The following is a 21,218-nucleotide window of genomic DNA, read 5'->3' on the forward strand; positions in this document are numbered from 1 at the left end:
AAAGGTAGAGGGGGCCTCTGCCGCCCCCTTAGCTGTCTCCCTGAGGTTCGAAGGGATCAACCTTGCTTAAAGATATATTCTAATACATAAATGCATTTATTCCTAAATAATTTTTATCCAAAGATATTTAAGAAAAAAATATCTACCTCTCCCACTTGTCTATTCCATTTTTCTTAAGAAACTTTCTTTTCCTACAAGAAATTTCTGCTCCGTTTATTATTATTGATATTACCACTCCTATCAGTGTATCTAGGGTTCTGTTGAAGGCGAAAAGGACTGGGAGGTCTGTTGTTTGGTTTACGTTATCTAGGGTAATTGATAGGAATACTATGGCCATTATGGTTAGGGCGTTGTAGCGTTTTAGGTGGGCCATAATCCATATTATTAGGCCTACTATTAGGCTCATTAGGAAGAAGTCTAGGATGTAAGGCTCTTTGAAGTCTGGGATTACTATTAGATAGATTAGTCCTATGATACCTCCAAGAATTGTTCCTATTACCCTGTTTATCCCTATGTCTTTCGTATTTACTAGGTTGGTCTGCATGGATATTATCGCCGCTATGGAAGAATTTATTGGAAGGCCTTCTCCAGGTCTTAGTTCTGATATTACCATGGAAAGAAATACGGCGAGGACTGTTTTTATTATCCTAAGTCCTGGCCTTTTTATCCTTGATATTTTAGCCATGGCTTTCTCCTTTTCTAAATTTAAAATCCAGCCAATTTACAAATAGGGCTGTAAATATTCCTATTATGGTGTCGATTATCCTGTTTAAGGCAAAGGCGACAGGTCCTGCCGCGTCATGAGCGTGGTTGATAGTAACTGATAAGAATACAATTGCCGCAATAGTTATGGCAAGATTTCTCTCAAAACTTGCTAGCACCCAGATAAGAATAGTTACGACTATTGAAAGAAGAAGAATGTTTACTGGCTGAGGGAGTTTAGCACCTCCTATGTATAGTAAATAGACTAGTCCTGTTAGTCCTCCAATTATAGTTCCAATCGCCCTATTAATCCCCTTTACAAAGGTCGAAGCTACGTCTTGTTGCATGCAAATTATCGCTGCAATTCCACTATAAAAGGGTAGGCCACTTACTCTTAGACTTGAAAGAATCATTGATAGAAATAGGGCAAGGCCAGTTTTTATGATCCTTGCTCCCGGTTTTTTTATTTGCATAATTTGCCTTCGATATATTCTAAGAAGCTTTCTTCATTTACTCTGTTGGCTAGATATACCTTTCTTCTAGAATTAACCCTGATCATTTCCCCAATATTTTCCTTATCGTCTACCTTAATGCCTGTTTCTTCGAATATAAAGGCTTCTGGCTTTTCTACTAGATAAAGTAGGAGGGGTCCATAGAGAAAGCTATTATCCTTATAAGCCTTGAGATTTTCTATAATCTTCTTGTTTTTCTTATCTTTGTCCAGACCTTCTAGGAAAGAGTCTGTCACTTCTATCCCCTCTGCTAGGTTTTTGGCCAGGATAAAGATATCGATAGAAGAATTTAAGATTTTGTTTATGGCTCCTGGGTCTTCCCTGAAATTAAATTCAGGCCCGTAAAGATTGCCCCCACTTATAAAGATATGGGATATATAATCTTCTAGGTCCTCGTATTTGTCTAGGGCTCTTGCTATATTTGTTAGGGGGCCTGTAGCTAGTATATCGATCTTTCCACAATCTTGGGCTATGTCATAGATCTGATCTTCTACAGCTATTTCTTCTAGATAGTCCTTGTGATTGTTGTAGTGGAAGATGTCTTCTGCTTTACTTGCCATTTGATCTTTCTTTAGATTTTCCTCGTAGCCTTTTGCTATAGGAAGGAAGAGTTCGTGACTTTCATTAAGGCCAAGGATATTATCCGCACCAGCCTCTGCTGTCATTTGGCTTCTGATTGATGAGATGCCTACTAACTCGAAGTTAAAGGACCTAAAGGCCATATCGAGCATAAGGGCCTCGTCATTTGAGAAATTTGTATCTATATATAAAAATGCTTTTTCTTTTTGCATAATACCTCACTTTGACCTTACTATACTAAATTTTTCACCACTTTTCAAAGTAACTTAAACGTAGCTTTTATTAAAATTCCAACAATTGGGTAAGAAATATGTGAGGTGATAATATGAAAATTATTTTTAATAAAGAAGAAAAAGAAGCTCAAGCTATAGACGATGGAAAAAAGGTTGGTTTTTGCCAATTTGAAGAAAGTGATGGTCTATACAAGATTACTCACACAGTTGTAGATAAAAAATACGGAGGCCAGGGTCTTGCTGGAAAGCTTTTAGATGAAGTTGTTTCTGCTGCTAGGGAAAATAATAAGAAGATTCTTCCAATCTGCTCCTATGCTGTAAAGAAATTCGACGAAGATGAAAAATACAAGGACGTAGATGCAAGATAATACTCAATTTTAAAAGAGTGTTCATGGATTTATACCATGAACACTCTTATTTTATTGGTATTTTTTCTTGATAGCTTTATCACGGATTCTTTCTGGCTTGCGGATTTCTTTTTTCTCTCCTCTGATCAAAAATATAGAAAAAATCAAAGTTACAAGCTCTGTTATAGTCGCCACATTCCAGATTATTTCTCTTCCAAAGATTAGAGGCAAAGCGTAGACTAAAACAGCCATTAAGACGTAGCCTCTTACGATAGTAATATAGAAATCATAGCGAGGTTTTTTTACTGAGGTCATATAGCCTGCGTTTATAATATTAAAGCCCATGATAAGGTATGATAGAGCAAATATCCTCAAGGCTCTTACCGCAAAGGGAAGGAAAGACTCTTCATAATCTGCTATAAATACATTTACAAAAAACTCTGGCTTAAGCTCTACAATTGTAAATATTATAAGGCTAAGGAGGATCACCGTCCTTAGCATATATTTTCTTATCCTTAGGACATCCTCGTAGCTTTCTTTACCAAAGTAGAAAGAAAGAAGGGGCTGGCTTGATTGATTAACTGCAATCATAGTATTTACAACAAATATCATTATATAAGAGATCACAGAAAAGGCTGCAAGTCCTTCCGTTCCGTAATAGTCTGAAATTACATTATTAAACAAAAGAATCACAAACCCAGAAGAAAGCTCGTTAAGGCTTGCTGGGAAACCATAGGATATGATTTCTTTAATCTTGTAAAACTTAAGCTTAAATCTCCTAAACTTAAGCCTAGCCTTAGGAGATAAGAAGTAGGCCGCATAGCCTATAGTCGGTAGAACTTGGGCTATCCCTGTAGCAATAGCAGCTCCCCTCACTCCCATATGGAAGTGAAAGATAAATACATAGTCTAAAATAATATTTGTAAGGGCTGATACTATCATCAAAATAGTAGAAATTATTGGCTTACCATCTGCCTTGACCATAATTTCAAAGACATAGGCCATGACATAAAATGGGGTGAAAAATATTATCACAGACAAGTAGTCTCTTACTATATGACTTATCTCGGGACTTGCTCCCAAAACCTTGATCAAAGGATCCATAAAGATATAGCTAATAACTGATATGGAAACAGCTACAAATAGGGATAAGACTAGACAAATAGAGAAAAACTCGTCTGCCTTTTCCTTATCGTCCTTACCCAACTGATAGCTGATAAGATTAAGACTTCCTATGGATATCAAAATCGAAAGTGAAAAGGTCAAGGTTATAAAAGGCATAGCCACATTTACCGCAGAAATTCCTAAAGCCCCCACTCCCTGACCTACGAAAATTCCATCTATCATAGTATAGGTGGAAAATAAAATCATAGTCAATATAGTCGGTATCAAATATTTAAGATAAGATTTTAATAAATTGTTTTTCATTTTGTCTCCTTCTGTTACAATATTAGTTATATCTTAAAAAATATGTACAAAGTCAAGGATATTCCTAGATTTTAGAAGAGGTTTAAATGAAAGCTTTAAGAGATAATAAGTTAAGAGAAGCAGCCATCCTATCGATGGCCCTAATCACTGCTGGAAATTCTGCTATTTCCGGCATCCTTGTTTTTATGCAAAAAGAATTTGCCATAACAAGACAGTCTTCTGAATTCATAATCACCCTATCATCAATTGCCACAATCATCTCCATTGCCCTAAACGAATCTATAACGAGGCTTATCGGCATGAAAAAATGTGTCCAACTAGGTACAATCCTGGTATTTACAAGTGGTATCATACCCATAATTCATACATATTACCAGACCATCCTACTATCCCAAATCATTCTAGGCTTTGGGATGGGGCTTTTTAATGGGCATTCGGCAAACTATATCAGTCATCTTTTTAAAGGAGAGAAGGCTTCCTTCCTCCACGGTATGAGAAGCTCGATGGAGTATATCGTCCAAATGGCCCTAGCCTTTCTATAATTTATTTATTCCTTTTCCTCATCTATTTTTACGAATATATCAAGGTCAACAGAAAAGGAATAATTTAAACAAAAATATTTAGACCCAAGTCCTGGGAGATGATTTTGAAAAGCTCCTTACCCCTGACGGAGTTGCCGGTCTTATCAAGTCTTGGAGAATAAACAGCAAGGCCGCAGACTCCTGGGACAACTCCTACTATGGCCCCACTTACACCAGATTTGGAAGGGATGCCTACATTCATCAAATAGTCGCCAGAGTTTTCGTACATACCGCATGAAGCCATTTGGCTAACTACGATTTGGACGATTGATTCTGGCACTAGCATGTCCCTGTTTTTGACCGCATAGCCCTTGTTGGCAAGGACTGCTCCCATAGTAGCTAGACCTTCGATATCAGAGCTTATGGAACAAGACTTGATGTAAAGCTCTAGGACCTCGTCGGGATTTGCTGTAAAAATATTTTTACTCTTAAGATAATAGGCTATGGCCTTGTTTCTATCTGTCGTCTTCATCTCAGAATCGAAGACATCTTCCATCAATTTACTTTCCTTAAAGTCAGATATCCTCTGATAGAAATTTATTATCCTATCAAATCTCTCCTCATTATCCCTTCCGAATATCATAGAAGTCGTAGTAATGGCACCAGCATTGATAAAGGGATTGGCCGCCCTATCTCCTATTGGGACAAGAGAATTAAACTCGTATTTGGTTGGCTCACTTCCTACCTTCTCGTAAACATCTTGGGGATTGTTATCAGTTAGGGCTATTATTAGATCTACAATTTTTGAGATGGATTGGATGGAGAAAACTATATTCTCATCGCCGAAGTTAAAGGCGTCTCCGTTAGTCGTAACCAAGGAGAAGGCGAAATTATCGCTATCCACATTCAAAAGCTCTGGGATGTAGCTCGCTGGCTCCCCTATACCTATGTAGTCTTTACTTTTTTCAATTGCATTTTCTAATTTCTCGCAAATTAATTCTCTATTATATAACATAAGTCACCTCTAATATATGATACCCTTTATCAAGTATAAAATATGTTGTACAATATTATAAAGGAGTTATTATGAGAGTTATAGATATTTTAAATAATGATGAATGGATAAGAAAATACGATTTTTATGAAGGCTTTATGGAATCGATTTATTATGACAAGCTAGTAGAAGCCTACGAGAAACTAAACTACGATATACTTTTTGTATCGGATATTCACGGGAGAAATCACATAGAAAGGGTAATCTTTTACTCTGTCCTCCTAGCCTATGCCTACAAGCTAGATGATGACGATACTTATATATTAATCAACGCAGCAAGCCTACACGATACCCAAAGACAAAACGACGGTTGGGACACAGAGCATGGACAAAGGGCTGCCGAGAAGTCTATCCCTTACGCTCATGATGTGAAAGAGTCTGACTTAGCCATCCTTAAGGCAGTAATCGCTGCCCACTCCAGGGAAGATGAAATAATGGATGAGACCCTAAGAGAATTTGTAGGAGAAAGCGACTTCGATAGGGGAAAAGTCCTTGCCAAATACTTCAAGGACGCAGACGGACTTGACAGGGTTAGGACCAACCACCTAGACCCAGCCTATCTAAGAAATGATTTTTCTAGGGGTCTAGTTGATTTTGCCTATGAGTTTTATAAGAACTTCTAAATTTCTCCTTAATTAATTAGCAATCTATGCTATAATAGATATAGAGATTATTGCAAGGAGAATATTGGTGAATTTTAAGAAGAAATTACTAACAAAAAGTCTTATCCTAGCTGGCCTTATCTTAGCCTATCCAAAAACAGCTCAAGCAGATAGCATAATGCTTAATAGGGAGAAGACTGAAGGAGTAAATGTAAGAAGTGAAAAGTCAAACTATGCTGAAATCTTGGGAGGTATAGAAGACTTTAAGAGATATGAAATCAAGGCTGAAGATAAGTTTTGGTATACTATAGAATTTGAAGGAAAAAAATCTTACGTGGGAAAGGACTGGTTCTATAGGCTAAAGGAAGTCAAAGTAATAAAGACCTGTGACCTAAAGACTGCACCAGACAAAAACGCCAAAAACAAGAATCCCTATAGCTTATTTAGCCCAACTAAGCTTACTATCCTAGACTTTGTGGAAGGAACAGACTATGTAAAGGTAGCCTACAACCCAGCAGAAGCTAAAAATAAAAAGATCAATATAGATGAAAATGACAAACTTAAAGATAAAGATGTCGATATGGACGAGCAGGTTGGTTTCGTTAAGATTTCAAGCTTAGACCTATCCAAAAGAGATAAGAAATATATAAATAAGCTTAAGGAAAACTACAAAAAGCTCAACGAAACTAAGGAAAAATACGAGAAAATCGAAGAAGAAAATCAAGAAGATGATGTAGTCTATGAAGTTATCTATGTGACCTACTTTACCGACGATGATGGCGAAGTCATAAAAAGTGATGATTCTCAAATAGGTAAGAGTATCTACAACTACGCCCTTGACTACGTGGGAAGCCCATATGTCTTTGGAGGAGTCTCCAAAGAAAACGGAATCGATTGCTCTGGTCTAGTCCTAAGAGCCTACGAAAACTTTGGACTTGCCCTACCTCACCTTGCCAAAAGCCAGGCAGAATATGGAGAAACTATTGCCTTTGGAGAAGAAAAGGCAGGAGACTTGGTATTTTTCGGATCAAGCTATTACGATATCTACCACGTAGGAATCGCAGATGGTATGGGCAATATGGTCCACGCAGCAAGCCCAGGCCAGGGAGTAATAGTAAGCCCAATCAACGATCCATTTGTAATCAAGAGAATTTTCGAATAATTAAAGTATAATAAAAGTGTGTGAAAAGTATTTTATCCATAGCCCTCCTAGAAGAGGGCTTTTGATTTCTTAATTTTTCTAATAAAAAAGCAAATCCTAAAACCGGCTTATAATTTTGCCATAAGGATTTGCTTTATTTTTATTAATTTATTCTAAGGAAATCTACTTTTCTTCCTTTTTGCTTGCTTCAAGTATTGACTTTTGGAGCAATTTGTTGTAGGCATCGTAGGCATCTTTCATTCCATAAAAGTGGACCCCATCTGTTCCCTCGTAGTATTCGGGATGGTCCATGGCTTCTTCTTCCCAAGGCATGTATGTTATAAATTTATATTTATCAGAGATTTTTTTCATAGCTAGACTTACCCTATGGGGATGATCGTATCTATCATCGAAGCAGGAGACAAGAACTAGCTTAGTCTTTTCAGGAAGGGCCTTAACTACCCTTTCAAGAGATCTTTCAGGATCTTCTACAGCATTGGTCCCGAGGGATAGGACTACTATCTCACCAAGCTTTCCTTCCTTCTTGTATTCTTCTATAATGTCAGGCGCTGTCTCTAAGAGTCTATATCCTTCGGCATCTACAGAAGTCCCTGGGATTTTCTCTTCTACATACTCCCTATTTCCCAAAAGCACGGAATCGCCAAGGATTGTCGTAGTCACTTCTTTATCTTTTAGGATTTCGTCGGGATTTTCGTCCTCGTAGATTTGTTTGTCGATCTCCTTCTTGTCCTTATCAATTTGTCCTAGGTCTTGTTTAAGTGATGCAATCCAAATTTGTTTTTCAAGACTTACCATATCATCTGAGGCGTAGGATAGGCCTATGGCACTTACAAAAGAAATTACCATCACACTTACGAGGGTGATTATCCTCACTCTCGTGCTTGGATCTAGTTTAAATATCCTAAGGTCAATCTCCTCTCCCTTAAAGACTGGCTCGAAGATATGATAATTTATCATCACAAGAATTCCTGTCACTATTATGGTCATAAGGAGAGCTGTTGGCTTGTTAAAGGCACTTTCCATTATGACAAAAACTGGCCAGTGGAGGAGGTAAATCGAGTAGGTATATGGGGCTATTTTCTTAATTGGGCTTACTTCTTCTATGTCTTCATTCGATACAGCGGCAAGGATTGCAATAATTGTAAGAAGGTCGGTTAGGAAAAATCCTAATATATAGGTGATCTTCATATCGTATGATAGGCTAAAGGACATAATTAAAATTATAAGTCCTGCCCCAAGGCTTGCTTCTTTGTAAGGGATTTTCCTATAGCCAAATCTTTTGACAAAGCATGCTACAAAGGCTCCCATAAAGAAGGAAGAAAGTCTCGTAAAATCAGAAAAGTAAACAAAAGACCTATTTTTATCAAGCACGGTCATACCTATGCTAAGCCCTAGGCTTAGGATGTAGAGGATTAGGCTTGTTAGGAAAAACCTATTGGAGAAAGTCTTTTTTACGTTTTTACTCCCCTTGCTCATTTTATAGATAAAGTTGGTAAGTATGGGCCAAAGCAGATAGAAATGGACTTCTATAGCCAGAAACCAAGTGTGAAGGAAGAGGTGTTTGACAAATTGAGACTCATAGCTTCCTCCAGAAAGTATCTCGTAATAATTGCTAGTAAAGGAAAGACTTGCTATAAATTGGTCAAAATAAGAAACTGTGAAGTCCTTATTTATAGCAAAGGCCATAAGGCTTACTACAAAGATCATGAAGAGGACTCCAGGAAAGATCCTTATAAATCTCTTCTTGTAATAGGCTACAAGATCGATTTTCTCATCCTTATAGACTTCATCCAAGAGATGAAAGCTTACCAGAAAGCCCGATAGGACAAACATTATATTTACTCCCAAAAATCCTGCTGGAAGGATTTCCTTGAAGATATGATAGATTAAAATTATAGATATTCCGTAGACACGGAGATAATCTAGACCCTTAATTCTCATCTTTTACTTCCTCCCATTTCCCATTTGCCTTCTTGTAAATTCTTCCATCATTAAACTTAATCTTAACCTGACTCTTTTCCTTTATATAATAAAAGTTATCGCCTATAAAGACTCCATCTTTTCCGATTCTACCCTTATCGAAGTCTCCCTTATAGATTCCTTGCCTAGTCTTTAGGACTCCACTTCCTTGAAACTTCCCTTGGTAGAGATCTCCAGTGTATGAAATATCATCAGTTAGCTTATAATTTGTGACAGCTTTTGTCTTTGGCCTTCCTATGGTATAGATTCCTCCGAGGATAAAAACTCCTAGAGAGAATTTGGCAAAATATTCTAAAAATTTCTTATATTCCATATTAAATCTCTTCCAAAAATCCTCTAACGTCGCTCTCACTAGTTCTAAATGTTGTTACTAGTCTTACAATATTACTATCTTCTAGCTTATCCATAACTTCAAATCGGGCAATCTTTTTCCATCTTTCTAGGTCCTCATCAGTTAAGTTTACAAATATCTGATTGGACTCGAAGGGATATGTAAGCTCATAACCCTTTGCTTCAATCCCTTTGGCAAGATTTCTAGCCATGGCGTAGGCCTTCCTGCTCCCTCTTAAGTAGAAGTCATCTTCACAGAAGACCCTCTCCCACATGATTCCAGAGATAAAGCCTTTGGCAAGCATAGCCCCCTTTTGCTTGATTAGCTTTAGGCTATCTTTTTTGAGCTTATCATTTACTATAACTAGGGCTTCTCCAAAAGGAAATCCCGCCTTGGTTCCTCCAAGATAGAATATATCGCACATAGTACTCAAATCTTTCAAAGTATAATCGCACTTTTCACTGACGAGGGCGGCCGCAAGCCTTGCCCCATCTATGAAAAGATACACATCGTTGGCCTTACAGAAATCATATAAATCCATAATTTCAGCCTTGGTGTAGACTTCTCCAAGCTCTGTGGTATTTGATATATATACTTTTCTAGGTCTTGTACTAAATTCAGTATCAAACTTTTCAAGCTCTTTTTCTAGGATATGGCGATTTAATTTCCCTGAATCAGAATGACAAAGCTCGACCTTAAGTCCTGTCGCCGCAATTGATCCTGCCTCGTGGCCATTGATATGGCCGGTTTCTAGGGCAAAGATTGAGTCTTGTTGGCGCATATCAAGACTTAAGCCTACGATATTGGCAGAAGTCCCCCCTGGGATAAAGTGAATATCTACACTAGGATCACCCAGAGATTTTCGAATTAGGTCTCTGGCATTTTCACAGTGATCGTCGAAGCCATAACCGATATTTGCTTCATCTATTTTTTCTTTAAGAGCATCCAGGATTTCTGGATAGCAAATCGAATTATAATCATTAACAAAAAAATACATAAAAACTCCTTTCCTATATTATAACAAAGTAAGAAAGATTTTGGGAAATTTTTATAAAATAAGCCACATAAAAACAGACTCTAATTGAGCCTGTCCTTATTTAAATACATCCGCATCAAATTCCAATTCCCCACCTACTATGTTTGCCTTGATAGGGTCCTTGTTGAAGGATTTGATATCTAAAGTTAGGGTGTTATTATCTTTTGACCACTTTCCTGTATAGACAGTAGAGCCAGTTTCTAGTTTTACATTTTTGTCATTATCTAAAAACAAGCTATAGCCTTCAAGGAAATAGTATCCTGCAGGCTCTTCCTTGGCCTCGAAGTTGTCGTAGTAGGTTAAGCCGTCGACTTTGAGATTGCCATCATTTAAATAGCTTAAAAGATCATCTACTAGGGCAAAGCCCTCATAGGATATATCATAATAAGTATCTGTCTTATCATCTAGGCTTCTGTGAGTAAGCCCCTCTCTTATAAGCTCTATGCCAGAACCCTTATCGATTAGGCCTACATAGTAGTCAAAGGCCTTGGTCATATCTCCAACTTTTTCCTTGCTATTAATTTTATAGACATAGATCTCCTCGCCAGCCCTTTTAGCTTTACCCATAAACTCATGGCTGGTAACTTTAGTTAGTTCACTTCCCCCAATATGATCTTTTATATACTTGCTAAACTTATCCTTCTTATCATCAGATACCTGATTATTTTCTTCCGTTTGTTCTTTATCGTCCTCTTCTTCCTTGTCCTCTTCCTTTTTATCTTCTTCTTTTTTCTGATTGTCTTCCTTGTTTTCCTCGGCAGTAGGGTTCTCATCTGGACTAGGAGGTCCTTGTTTTGCTTTAAGACCTTCTACCTTATAGTCTCTTGTCTGGTTGGTAAATTTTATATTAAAGTCTTTGGCCTTGTCATAATCGATAGTTATTGTAATATTTACAAGCTCTCCATTAGTCAGACCATGCTCCTTACTTACACCAAAGCTGGTGTTTTTTTCCAATTCATCTATTAATCTTGCTGTTGATACCTGCTCCTTGCTTTTTCTATCATAGACTCTTCCCTCGTAGTCGTTTATGAAGCTTTCCTTATCATATTTGATATCAAGGCCTCCATCACCATTTTCTCCTACAGCACTGATGTTCAGATAGTAATTTAGGTCGATATTTACTTCTTCTATTTGGGAATCCTTGTATTTTTTTAAGCCAAAAAAAGCCACGAGAGTCACAAGAATAGCTAGTAGGGCTGTAGCGATTAGCTTTTTAGTCTTATTCTCCTTGGGAGGACCTAGCTCTTCTAGAAGCTCGTTGATGTCCTTATAGATTTCTTCCTCATCTTCATCATAATAGTCATCATCGTCTATTAAGTCTTCTTCATCCGATAAGTCGTCTTCTAAATCTTCATCATTATCTTCCAAAAGCTCTACCTGATTTTCTTCTCGACTTTCTTCTAAATCTTCTTCTCTCAGGTTCGTTTCCTCGCCACAAAAAGGGCAGACCTTGGAGTTTCTATCTATCTCTCTATTGCAATTTTTACATTTCATACTCTCTCCTAAAAATAGGCCCCCTTATGGAGGCCCAAAATTTATAATCTTATATTTTATATATCTTCTACTGTAAAGTAAGGCTTGCCGCTTGCCTTTGGTGCATAGCTTCTTCCCTTAAATATTATAAGGATAAGTAGGGTTGCGATATATGGAATCATTGAAATAAATTCTATAGGTATGCCTATTGAGGTTGAACCTAGATAGGTTGCAATAGCCTGGGCTAAGCCAAAGAATAAGGATCCTACAAGCACTCCCTGTGGCTTCCAGTTACCAAATATTACAGTAACAAGGGCGATATAGCCTTGACCTGCGATTAGGGTTGGAGAGAAGGATGAAACTACTGCAAGAGACATGCTCGCTCCTCCAAGTCCCCCCATAAATCCAGAAAATATAACTGAAAGATATCTTACCTTTACTACGTTGATATTTAAGCTCTCACTTGCCTTTGGATGCTCTCCAACTGATATTACCCTAAGGCCTATTTTAGTTTTGTATAAAACAACATACAAAACTACCACCATGATTAGTGATAAATATACTGTCGCATATTGGCCAAATATATTGTTAAATACTTGATTTGAAGAAATCCCCTTAAAAAGTCTTGGTATCTTGTTTTCTAGTGGGATTGAAGGAGTTTGGGTTGCTCCATTAAAGAACAATCTCGAAAGAAAAAGCGCAAGACCAGGGGCTAGGGTATTTATTGCAATACCTGATATAGTCTGATCTCCAGCAAGACTTACAGAGATAAAGGCATGGATTAGGCCAAAGAAGGCTCCAGCAAGTCCTCCCCCTAATAGAGCTATCCAAGGATTTCCTACATAATAACCAAGGACAGCTCCAATTAGGGCTCCTATAGTCATCATTCCCTCAAGACCGATATTTACAACACCGGATTTTTCACTCATCATTCCGCCAAGTCCAGTAAGTAGAACTGGGGCAGCGTTTGAGAAGGTATTTCCTATGATTAGGGCTAGAATTGTAAGATTAATCATAATTCCTCCTTCTTTTCTTCTATTTCCTTGTTGACATAAGACATGTCTACAGCAGTTTTTTCATTTCTCTTTGTAGAATTTTTCTTTCTAATTTTTGCCTTGATTATTCTAAATACCAAAGGCACAGCTGTAAAGAGGATAATAGTTCCAATAATAATTGAGATAATCTCGCTTGGAACTCCCATAGTTCTTTGGAGATTTCCTCCTGCATATTTCAAAGATCCAAAGAAGAGTCCTGAAAATATAACTCCAATAGGATTATTAGATGCGAGAAGGGAAACCGCTAAGCCATCAAAGCCAAAGTTTTGCATGGAAGATAGGATAGATAGATTGTAGGTAAAGCCTAAAACTTGGGTCACACCTGCAAGTGAGCATATTGCTCCAGAAATTGCCATAGATTGGATAATCTTATTTCCTGCGTTGATTCCTCCATATTGGCTTGCTTCTTTGTTGAGGCCTACTGCCTTTAGCTCATAGCCTAGGGTTGTTTTATTTAGGATATACCAAACAATAATCACAGCAACAATGGCTATAATAGTTCCCCAGTGGATTGGAGCTCTAAAAAACTTAGAGAAAAATCCATCGAATCTCTTGGCAGCGTCAGTAAAGAGGGTAATCTTTGCATTATCAGCCACATCAAAGGAGCTCATAGAGTTCGGTTGCCTAAATCTATAAACTACAAAGTTTTGGAAGTAAAAGGCAATCCAGTTGAGCATGATGGTAGAAATCACCTCATGTATTCCGAATTTCGCCTTTACAAAACCAGCTATGGCACCGAAAATCGCTCCGATAACCATGGCAAGGACTATGGCAACTATAGGAAGGACTACTGGAGGCAGATTTAGATTATAGCCTACAAGAAAGGCTACTACAGTTCCAATTATAAACTGGCCCTCTGCTCCCATGTTGAAAAGTCCAGTCTTAAAGGCGAAGGCAACACCCAAACCTGTCATAATAATAGGGGTCGATGTTACAATTGCCCATCCCATATTCCTTGGGCTCTTAAATACTCCCAAGAATAGATTCTTGAAGCCTTCGATTGGATCAAATCCAGCTATTACAAGAACCAAGGCTCCTACCAAAAGTCCCAAAAGTATTGATATTATGGTAAAAAGTATCTTAGATGAGCCTAAGCTTTTTCTTCTATTTACTTTATTTGTCATCGATACCTCCTGCCATAAGTCTTCCTATTTCAAACTCGTCTGTCTCTTTAGGGTCCTTTTCTCCTACGATTTTACCATCATAGATTACGAGGATCCTATCTGATAAGTCCATTATCTCATCAAGCTCGAAGCTTATAAGAAGGACTGCCTTGTTTTGATTTCTAAGCTCCACTAGATATTGGTGGATAAATTCTATAGCTCCTACGTCAAGTCCTCTTGTAGGTTGAGCTGCTATTAGGACGTCAGGATTGTTTGAGATTTCTCTTGCGATTATTACCTTTTGTTGGTTACCACCAGAAAGGCTTATCGCTTTTTCTTCTATATCGTCTGGTCTAATATCAAATTTTCCTACCAAATCCTTGGCATTATCGTCTATATTTTTGAAGTTGAGTCTTCCTTTTGTAGAAAATGGCTCTTGTCCTACTCTTTCTAGAATCAGATTGTCCTTTATAGGATATTCTAGGATAAGTCCTCGCTTTTGCCTATCTTCCGGGATAGAATTCATACCAGTATCGAGGATTTTCCTTGTAGAAGCGTTGGTTATATCTACTCCATTTAGGTTCACGCTTCCCCTATTTGCCTTAGTCATTCCAGTTATGGCATCGATTAATTCTGTCTGTCCATTACCATCAACTCCAGCAATTCCTAAAATTTCTCCAGCGTGAAGCTTTAGGTCAAGGCCTTTTAGGGCATCAATTCCTCTCTTATCCTTAACCCATAGGTCCTCGATATTTAGGACAACTCCACCCTTTTCGATTGCTTTCTTGTCGACATTAAAGCTTACATCACGACCTACCATCTTCTCAGCTAGGATGTTTTCGTCAACGCTTTTGACATCGACCTTGTCTATAAACTTACCCCTCCTAATTATGGTACAAGTATCAGCCATGGCCTTAATTTCGGATAATTTGTGGGTTATAATTATGACTGACTTGTCTAGCTCGGTAAGTCTTTTGACTATTTCTATAAATTCCACAATCTCTTGTGGTGTAAGAACTGCCGTAGGCTCATCGAAGATTAGGATATCTGCCCCGTGATATAGGGCCTTTAGGATTTCGACTCTTTGTTGCATACCTACTGATATGTCTTCGACCTTTGCCTTAGGGTCGATTGTTAGGTTGTACTCTTTGCTTATCTTTTCTACCTCAGCGTAAGCCTTTTTCCTATCGAGGAATAATCCCTTGGATTTCTCATAGCCAAGGATAATATTTTCTGTTACAGTCAAGGGCTCTATAAGCATAAAGTGCTGGTGCACCATACCGATCCCCGCTTCGATTGCCTTTTTAGGAGTCATAGAAGCAAAGGTCTTGCCATTAATTGTAATACTTCCCTCGTTTGGTGGAAACATGCCGTAGAGAACATTCATAAGCGTAGTCTTACCTGCACCATTTTCTCCAAGGAGAGCATGGACCTCGCACTTGTGAAGGTCAAAGTCTATATCTGTCAAGACTTCCTTAGAGCCAAAGCGCTTGGTGATGTTTCTCATACTTACAACTGGGGCCTTGTCAAAATATTTTTTCATAGGTTTCCCCCTTAATAACTTTCTACCTTTATCATATCATAAATCTAAAAAATATTATAAAAAAAAAAGCAGAAAACTTACTCCCGAATGCTCAGGAGCAAGTCTGCTAATTTTAAATTTTACTTGTCATATCCCATAGAATTGAATTCTTCTTCGTTTTGTGGAACTTCGATTTTGCCATCAACGATTTCTTTTCTCAATTCTTCTACCTTATCTTTAATCTCTTGGCTAACTAGGTCGTTTTTAGCGTAAGCAATATCAACTGCTTTTCCATCTGCAAGTGTAAATTCTTTTGTTGTACCACCTTCGAATTCACCCTTGTTAAGTCCGTCGATTACAAGTTTAACTGCATCGCCTACACCCTTGATTGTAGAAACTAGCATATGATCTGGTGCTTCTTCTGATTGGTCACGGTCAACTCCGATAACCCACTTGTCGTTTTCTTTTGCAGCTTCGATTACTCCGATACCAACTCCACCAGCAGCGTGCATTACAACATCTGCACCTTCTTGATACATTTGGTTAGCGATGTTTTTACCCTTAGCTTGGTCTGAGTAGCTATTTGCGTATTGTACATCTACCTTGATGTCAGTACCTTTTTCTCTAGCAGCTTGTTTTACACCAGCCTTGAAACCATATTCAAATCTGTCAATTACGTCTGATACTTGTCCACCTACGAATCCTACGTGGTTAGATTCTGATTTCATTCCTGCAATATATCCTGCTAAGAATGAGTTTTGGTGGTCAGCAAAGGTAATACCCAATAGATTTTCTACCTTGTCAATATTTGCATTGTCGATTATAGCATATTTTTGATCAGGATTTTGCTCTGCAGCAGTAACTGTATCGTTATATAGAGCATAACCTACAGTTAGGATTAGATCTGATTCACTATCTAGAGCAGATTCAAGGTTTGGTTGGTATTCTGCTGTTGAGTGTGATTCTATATAATCGAAGTCAGATTTTCCTTCATCCTTGTAAGCGTTAAGTCCTTCATAAGTTGATTGGTTAAAGCTCTTATCGTTAACTCCACCCTCGTCAGTCACCATAGTAACTTTTACTGTTTCACCAGTAGGAGTTTCAGCTTCGCCATCCTTATTTTCTTCTGCTTTGTTATCAGCACTCTCGCTTGTCTCAGCTGGAGCCTTTGCATTATCATTCTTCTTATCATTTGCTGTATCTCCTCCGCAAGAAGTTAGCGCTAATGATAAAGTTAATGCAGAAGCAACAGACATAATTTTACTAATTTTCATATATTCCTCCCTAATTATGCTTGTTTAGTTACACTATAATCATATAATATATCGCATATTTTGTCCATAGTTTGTATGTAAAGTTTAGCTTTTATCAAATTTCTATGTCTTGACTAATTCCAAAGAAAAAACTTGATATTTTTTAAGGTCCGTGCTATACTATAAGTGTAAATGTTTTCACAACTTAATATCCGAAGAGCCTGGCAACAATATATTTATTTGTTGCTTTTTGTTTACTATCTGATATCTACTAGGAGGAAATTATGAGAGATATTATTATGGGTGAATTTTTCGGAACAATGATTCTTATACTACTCGGTGACGGCGTAGTAGCAAACGTTTTACTCAACAAGAGTGGACAAAAAGGTGGAGGCTCAGTCCAAATAACATTTGCATGGGGTCTTGCAGTACTTATCCCAGCATTTATATTTGGAAAACTATCTGGCGCAAGCTTTAACCCAGCTTTATCAATCGCCTTAGCTTTTAAGGGAGATGTTGCTTACTCTGACTTGCCAGCTTATATCATAGCTCAAATGGCTGGTGCCTTCGTTGGTGCTGTTTTGGTATATATTCTCTTTAAAGACCACTACGATGCAACTAGCGATGATCCACTAACTGTAAGAGGAACTTTCTGTACAGCTCCAACTATACCAAATACTTTTAGAAACCTACTTTCAGAAATTATCGGTACTTTTGTACTAGTATTTGCTATCCTAGGTCTTTCTCAAGTAGACGGAGCAGGAACTGTCGGAGTTGATAAGTTATTAGTATTTGCAATAATCGTCTCAATCGGTATGTCTTTGGGTGGACTAACAGGTTATGCTATAAATCCAGCCAGAGACCTTGGACCAAGACTTGCCTATGCAGTACTTCCATTCAAAAACAAGGCAGACCCTAACTGGGGATACGCTTGGATTCCAGTAGTAGGACCAATCTTAGGTGGTCTACTAGCAGTAGTAATCTATAACTTTATCTTTATATAAGATTTATAGAAATTAGAAAATAGGAAGTGAGTTTATGTTTGATGTAATTATAATAGGAGCAGGCGTGTGCGGGGCCTCCATCGCCAGGAGGCTATCCCGTTACAAACTTGATATACTCCTTCTTGAGAAAGAAAACGACGTATCTATGGGCGCAAGCAAGGCCAACTCTGCCATAGTCCATGGAGGATATGCAGAAAGCGGCAAGGAGCTTAGGGGTAGGTTATGCTATCCTGGAAGAATTTCTTTCGAAAAACTCAACGAAGAGCTAAACTTTGGCTTTTTGGCCAATGGTTCTCTTGTTTTAGCCTTCGATGAGAACGATATGAAAATGCTCGATGTCCTCTATAAGATGGGCAAGGAAAACGGCCTCGATGATATAGAAATCATAGGTCAAGAAAAGCTTCGCGAGATCGAAGAAAATGTATCTGATGATGCTATTGGAGCCTTGCACTGTAAGGGTGCAGGAGTTTGCTCTCCTTATGAATATGTAATAGCCCTAGTGGAAAACGCCATGGATAATGGCCTCAAGCTAAAACTGGATAATGAAGTCGTAGAAATCGAAAAAGAGGAAGATGTATTTAAGGTTAAGACAGACAAGGGCGAATCTTTCGAAGGAAGATTTGTCATAAATGCGACTGGACTTAATGGTGCCAAGGTTTCTTCTATGATTACTCAAACTGATTTTGATATCCATCCAAGAAGTGGGGAATATCTAATCATGCAAAAGGGAACTGGATCTCGCATTAAACAGGTCCTCTTCCAAACACCTAGTCCTAAGTCTAAGGGTATTCTTGTAACTAGGACCTATCATAACAATATCTTGATCGGACCTGATGCAATAGATGAGGAAGAAATTGACCTAGGTACCCACACAGAAAGACTAGAAGAAATCTATAAGCTTGCACAAAAGTCTGTCAAGGAAGACGTCCTAAACTTAAAGGAATTTATAAGATCTTTCACAGGACTTAGACCAGCATCTTCAACTGGAGATTTCATAATCGAAAATACTGAGACTAATGGCTTTATAAATGTTGTCGGTATCCAATCACCTGGTGTTACATCATCTCCTGTAATAGCAGAGATGGTCGAAGATATACTAGTTGATATTGGACTAAGCTTAGAAGACGATCCAAACTATGATCCATATAGAAAGCCAATAATCGAGTATAAGGAACTTGAAGACTTTAACAAAGTAAAAGATAAGGTCGACCTACCTTTAGGAGATCCAGAAAGACTTGTTTGTAGGTGCGAGCAAGTAAGCGAGAAGACTATTAAAGATGCCCTTAATAGAGGAATCGAGCTTACAAGTTTTGACGCAGTCAAGAGAAGAACCCGCTGCGGTATGGGCTTTTGCCAAGGAGCCTTCTGCAGAAATAGGGTCCTTGAAGTAATGGAGGACGAATATGGTCATCCTATAGAAAACAAGAAGTTTGACAGCGAAAACTCAGGAATTTCTAGGATTAATAAGAAAGATATAAATGAATTAATAAAGGAAATCGAAAATAAATAAGGTTAAAATAAAGACTCTTGATTTTATCTTTAACTAAAATAAGAAGGCGGGAAAATTTCTCGTCTTTTCCTTTACAGAAACCTTGCCCTTATAGCAAGCTCCTTGAGATTTTTATCAATTATATTTTCCTTAGAATTATAAGAAGTTTAAATAGTAAACATATGGCTAGTTGAGAATAGATCTAGGATGATAAGACTTAAATATTTTTATAAGGCTAGTATTCTCATTATTAATTTTTCTTAGGATATTTAGGATTTTCCACTTAAGACCAAAAGAAAATCGCCCCTATAGGGCGACCCTTAATTTATTTTTTCTAGATTATCTTAGTATTCAAAGCCAAAATATTTCTCGACTGCCTCATGTTGGGTGCCGTGTTTAAGTTTGGCTACCGCCTCATCTCCTCCAATTATATGAGCAAGTCTTAGGGCTAGGTAGTTGGTCACGGCAGCTCCTCTTCCTGTGGTGATATTTCCATCAGTTACCACGATTTGATCATCGATATATTCACCTGTCTTATCCATTTCATCTTTCATATCTGGGAAGGATGTTGCCTTTTTGTCAGATAAAATTCCTGCCTTATTGAGGACTACTGGTCCTGCACAGATTGATACTATGATTTTTCCCTTGTCATTAAATCTTCTTAGAAGGTCTAAGACTTTTTCATTGTCCCTCATAGCATAGGCTCCCTGGGTGCCTCCAGGAATATAGACTCCCATGTAGTCTTCTTCCTTGATTTCAGAAAAGCTTATATCTGCCTTAAAGGAAACATCCTGACTTGTCTTAAGATATTTACTTTCCTCGGTAGATGCTAGATCAAGCTTAACTCCAATTCTTCTAAGATAGTCAACTACTGTAAATATCTCTATTGTTTCGTTTCCATTTGCCACTAATACTAAAAATTTATTCATCAAAACTCCTTCTTATTTATGATAAGGATGGTTATTTATTATTCTAAAGGCCCTGTAGATTTGCTCTGAAAGGATGACTCTCATAAGCTGGTGGGGATAGGTAAACTTACCAAAGGATAACTTCTTATTAGCACGCCCCGTTACATTTTGGGAAAGGCCATTGGATCCTCCTATTACAAAGACCAGGTCTCTCCCTCCTCCTATAAGCATCTCTTCTTTGATAAAGTCTGCGAAGTCCTCGCTAGTCATCTCCTTTCCTAGAATTTCTAAAGTCACAAGGAAGGATCCGTCCCTGATTTTGGCTAGGATTTTTTCCCCTTCCTTATCCTTTATCTCTTCAAGCTCCTTAGCCGAAAGGCTTTCTGGCGCCATAATATCTGCTACTTCTATGATTTCTATATTGTTGTAGGCTCCCATCCTTTTTATATATTCGTCTATAGCATCCCTATAGAACTTCTCCTTAATCTTTCCTACTGCAAGAATCTTTATATTCATTAATCTTCCTTGATGTAAGAGATAAAGGAATCATATAATTTTGAGTAGCCTTCCTTAAGTAGGGAATCCTTGATGTAGGATTTAATCTCGCTAGTCTTATAGACCTTTCTAGGGTCTGAGTCTAGAGTGTCTAATACATCATCCACAATTATTGCAAGGTCAGATGTGTTCATGGCTGCCTTCTGATCTCCTGCAGCATTTTTGATAGATCTTTCGATCTTGTCCTTAGCAAATCTCTCGACAGCTCCAGACTTCTTAATTACATAAGTGTTCTCCTTATCTTCCAGCATATCACCCACAAGGTCTACGTCTAGGGTTTGTAGGTCACTTCTTATATCGTCCAGACTTAGCTTATTTTCATCAAGATATTTTTTTATTTCTGTACTTAATTTAGTCATTTCTTCCTCC

The 21,218-nt window shown here is 37.9% G+C and carries 22 protein-coding genes; 6 read left to right on the top strand and 16 right to left on the bottom strand.

The window, feature by feature from the left end:
• Nucleotides 1-142: 142 nt before the first annotated feature.
• The 3 genes from RCH56_RS03650 to RCH56_RS03660 are packed head-to-tail and all read right to left on the bottom strand — an operon-like array spanning nt 143 to nt 2,005.
• Nucleotides 143-685, bottom strand: coding sequence for an aromatic acid exporter family protein (locus RCH56_RS03650; protein WP_306483639.1), 543 nt, complete (start codon nt 683-685; stop codon nt 143-145).
• Nucleotides 678-1,175, bottom strand: coding sequence for an aromatic acid exporter family protein (locus RCH56_RS03655; protein ID WP_306483640.1), 498 nt, complete (start codon nt 1,173-1,175; stop codon nt 678-680). The genes RCH56_RS03650 and RCH56_RS03655 overlap by 8 nt, the downstream gene beginning before the upstream one ends.
• Nucleotides 1,166-2,005 carry a nucleoside hydrolase gene (locus RCH56_RS03660; protein WP_306483641.1) on the bottom strand — a complete coding sequence of 280 codons (840 nt, stop codon included), beginning with the start codon at nt 2,003-2,005 and terminating at the stop codon, nt 1,166-1,168. The genes RCH56_RS03655 and RCH56_RS03660 overlap by 10 nt, the downstream gene beginning before the upstream one ends.
• Nucleotides 2,006-2,118: 113 nt before the next feature.
• Here RCH56_RS03660 and RCH56_RS03665 point away from each other — a divergent pair, with 113 nt between their 5' ends.
• Nucleotides 2,119-2,394 carry a GNAT family N-acetyltransferase gene (locus tag RCH56_RS03665; protein WP_306483642.1) on the top strand — a complete coding sequence of 92 codons (276 nt, stop codon included), beginning with the start codon at nt 2,119-2,121 and terminating at the stop codon, nt 2,392-2,394.
• A gap of 51 nt (nt 2,395-2,445) precedes the next feature.
• On the opposite strand, the gene RCH56_RS03670 is transcribed toward RCH56_RS03665, so the two are convergent.
• Nucleotides 2,446-3,801, bottom strand: a complete 1,356-nt coding sequence (locus RCH56_RS03670; protein WP_306483643.1) for an MATE family efflux transporter — start codon at nt 3,799-3,801, stop codon at nt 2,446-2,448.
• Nucleotides 3,802-3,887: 86 nt separating this feature from the next.
• Between RCH56_RS03670 and RCH56_RS03675 the strand changes: the two genes are divergently transcribed.
• Complete coding sequence (locus RCH56_RS03675; RefSeq protein ID WP_306483644.1) at nt 3,888-4,343, top strand: MFS transporter; 456 nt, start codon at nt 3,888-3,890, stop codon at nt 4,341-4,343.
• Between the two features lie 64 nt (nt 4,344-4,407).
• Here the strand turns inward: RCH56_RS03675 and glsA are convergent, their stop codons facing one another.
• The gene (gene glsA, locus RCH56_RS03680) at nt 4,408-5,337 is read right to left on the bottom strand and encodes a glutaminase A (protein WP_306483645.1); all 930 of its coding nucleotides are present in this window, start codon (nt 5,335-5,337) and stop codon (nt 4,408-4,410) included.
• A 71-nt stretch (nt 5,338-5,408) separates the two neighbouring features.
• On the opposite strand from glsA, the gene RCH56_RS03685 reads away from it, so the two are divergent.
• Both RCH56_RS03685 and RCH56_RS03690 read left to right on the top strand, forming a co-directional pair.
• Nucleotides 5,409-5,999, top strand: a complete 591-nt coding sequence (locus tag RCH56_RS03685; protein WP_306483646.1) for a hypothetical protein — start codon at nt 5,409-5,411, stop codon at nt 5,997-5,999.
• A gap of 67 nt (nt 6,000-6,066) precedes the next feature.
• A complete protein-coding gene (locus RCH56_RS03690; protein ID WP_306483647.1) occupies nt 6,067-7,140 on the top strand; it encodes a C40 family peptidase in 1,074 nt (357 codons plus the stop codon).
• Nucleotides 7,141-7,302: 162 nt separating this feature from the next.
• On the opposite strand, the gene RCH56_RS03695 is transcribed toward RCH56_RS03690, so the two are convergent.
• The 8 genes from RCH56_RS03695 to RCH56_RS03730 all read right to left on the bottom strand — a co-directional run bounded on the left by RCH56_RS03695 (nt 7,303) and on the right by RCH56_RS03730 (nt 16,914).
• On the bottom strand, nt 7,303-9,081 hold the full coding sequence (locus RCH56_RS03695; RefSeq protein WP_306483648.1) for an acyltransferase family protein: 1,779 nt from the start codon (nt 9,079-9,081) through the stop codon (nt 7,303-7,305).
• Entirely contained in the window at nt 9,071-9,433 is a 363-nt protein-coding gene (locus RCH56_RS03700; RefSeq protein ID WP_306483649.1) for a hypothetical protein, read from the bottom strand. Before RCH56_RS03700 ends, RCH56_RS03695 begins: the two co-directional genes overlap by 11 nt.
• 1 nt (nt 9,434) lies before the next feature.
• Entirely contained in the window at nt 9,435-10,448 is a 1,014-nt protein-coding gene (locus tag RCH56_RS03705) for a low specificity L-threonine aldolase (protein ID WP_306483650.1), read from the bottom strand.
• A gap of 96 nt (nt 10,449-10,544) precedes the next feature.
• Complete coding sequence (locus RCH56_RS03710; protein ID WP_306483651.1) at nt 10,545-11,981, bottom strand: zinc ribbon domain-containing protein; 1,437 nt, start codon at nt 11,979-11,981, stop codon at nt 10,545-10,547.
• A 56-nt stretch (nt 11,982-12,037) separates the two neighbouring features.
• Nucleotides 12,038-12,976 (bottom strand): ABC transporter permease, encoded by a 939-nt coding sequence (locus RCH56_RS03715; protein ID WP_306483652.1) that lies wholly within the window; start codon nt 12,974-12,976, stop codon nt 12,038-12,040.
• Nucleotides 12,973-14,139, bottom strand: a complete 1,167-nt coding sequence (locus tag RCH56_RS03720; protein ID WP_306483653.1) for an ABC transporter permease — start codon at nt 14,137-14,139, stop codon at nt 12,973-12,975. Before RCH56_RS03720 ends, RCH56_RS03715 begins: the two co-directional genes overlap by 4 nt.
• Nucleotides 14,129-15,661, bottom strand: a complete 1,533-nt coding sequence (locus RCH56_RS03725; protein WP_306483654.1) for an ABC transporter ATP-binding protein — start codon at nt 15,659-15,661, stop codon at nt 14,129-14,131. Before RCH56_RS03725 ends, RCH56_RS03720 begins: the two co-directional genes overlap by 11 nt.
• 119 nt (nt 15,662-15,780) lie before the next feature.
• Nucleotides 15,781-16,914 carry a BMP family protein gene (locus RCH56_RS03730; protein WP_306483655.1) on the bottom strand — a complete coding sequence of 378 codons (1,134 nt, stop codon included), beginning with the start codon at nt 16,912-16,914 and terminating at the stop codon, nt 15,781-15,783.
• A 263-nt stretch (nt 16,915-17,177) separates the two neighbouring features.
• On the opposite strand from RCH56_RS03730, the gene RCH56_RS03735 reads away from it, so the two are divergent.
• The gene (locus tag RCH56_RS03735; RefSeq protein ID WP_306483656.1) at nt 17,178-17,897 is read left to right on the top strand and encodes an MIP/aquaporin family protein; all 720 of its coding nucleotides are present in this window, start codon (nt 17,178-17,180) and stop codon (nt 17,895-17,897) included.
• Between the two features lie 34 nt (nt 17,898-17,931).
• Complete coding sequence (locus tag RCH56_RS03740; RefSeq protein ID WP_306483657.1) at nt 17,932-19,407, top strand: NAD(P)/FAD-dependent oxidoreductase; 1,476 nt, start codon at nt 17,932-17,934, stop codon at nt 19,405-19,407.
• Between the two features lie 323 nt (nt 19,408-19,730).
• On the opposite strand, the gene RCH56_RS03745 is transcribed toward RCH56_RS03740, so the two are convergent.
• Genes RCH56_RS03745 through RCH56_RS03755 form a run of 3 tightly spaced genes read right to left on the bottom strand, consistent with a single transcriptional unit; the run spans nt 19,731 to nt 21,208 of the window.
• Nucleotides 19,731-20,315, bottom strand: coding sequence for a DJ-1 family glyoxalase III (locus tag RCH56_RS03745; protein WP_306483658.1), 585 nt, complete (start codon nt 20,313-20,315; stop codon nt 19,731-19,733).
• Between the two features lie 12 nt (nt 20,316-20,327).
• Nucleotides 20,328-20,810, bottom strand: a complete 483-nt coding sequence (gene rlmH, locus RCH56_RS03750) for a 23S rRNA (pseudouridine(1915)-N(3))-methyltransferase RlmH (RefSeq protein WP_306483659.1) — start codon at nt 20,808-20,810, stop codon at nt 20,328-20,330.
• Nucleotides 20,810-21,208, bottom strand: coding sequence for an ATP cone domain-containing protein (locus tag RCH56_RS03755; protein WP_306483660.1), 399 nt, complete (start codon nt 21,206-21,208; stop codon nt 20,810-20,812). The genes rlmH and RCH56_RS03755 overlap by 1 nt, the downstream gene beginning before the upstream one ends.
• Between the last annotated feature and the right edge of the window lie 10 nt (nt 21,209-21,218).

Origin of the sequence: Anaerococcus sp., from assembly GCF_030825785.1 — a bacterium.
GTDB lineage: Bacteria > Bacillota > Clostridia > Tissierellales > Peptoniphilaceae > Anaerococcus.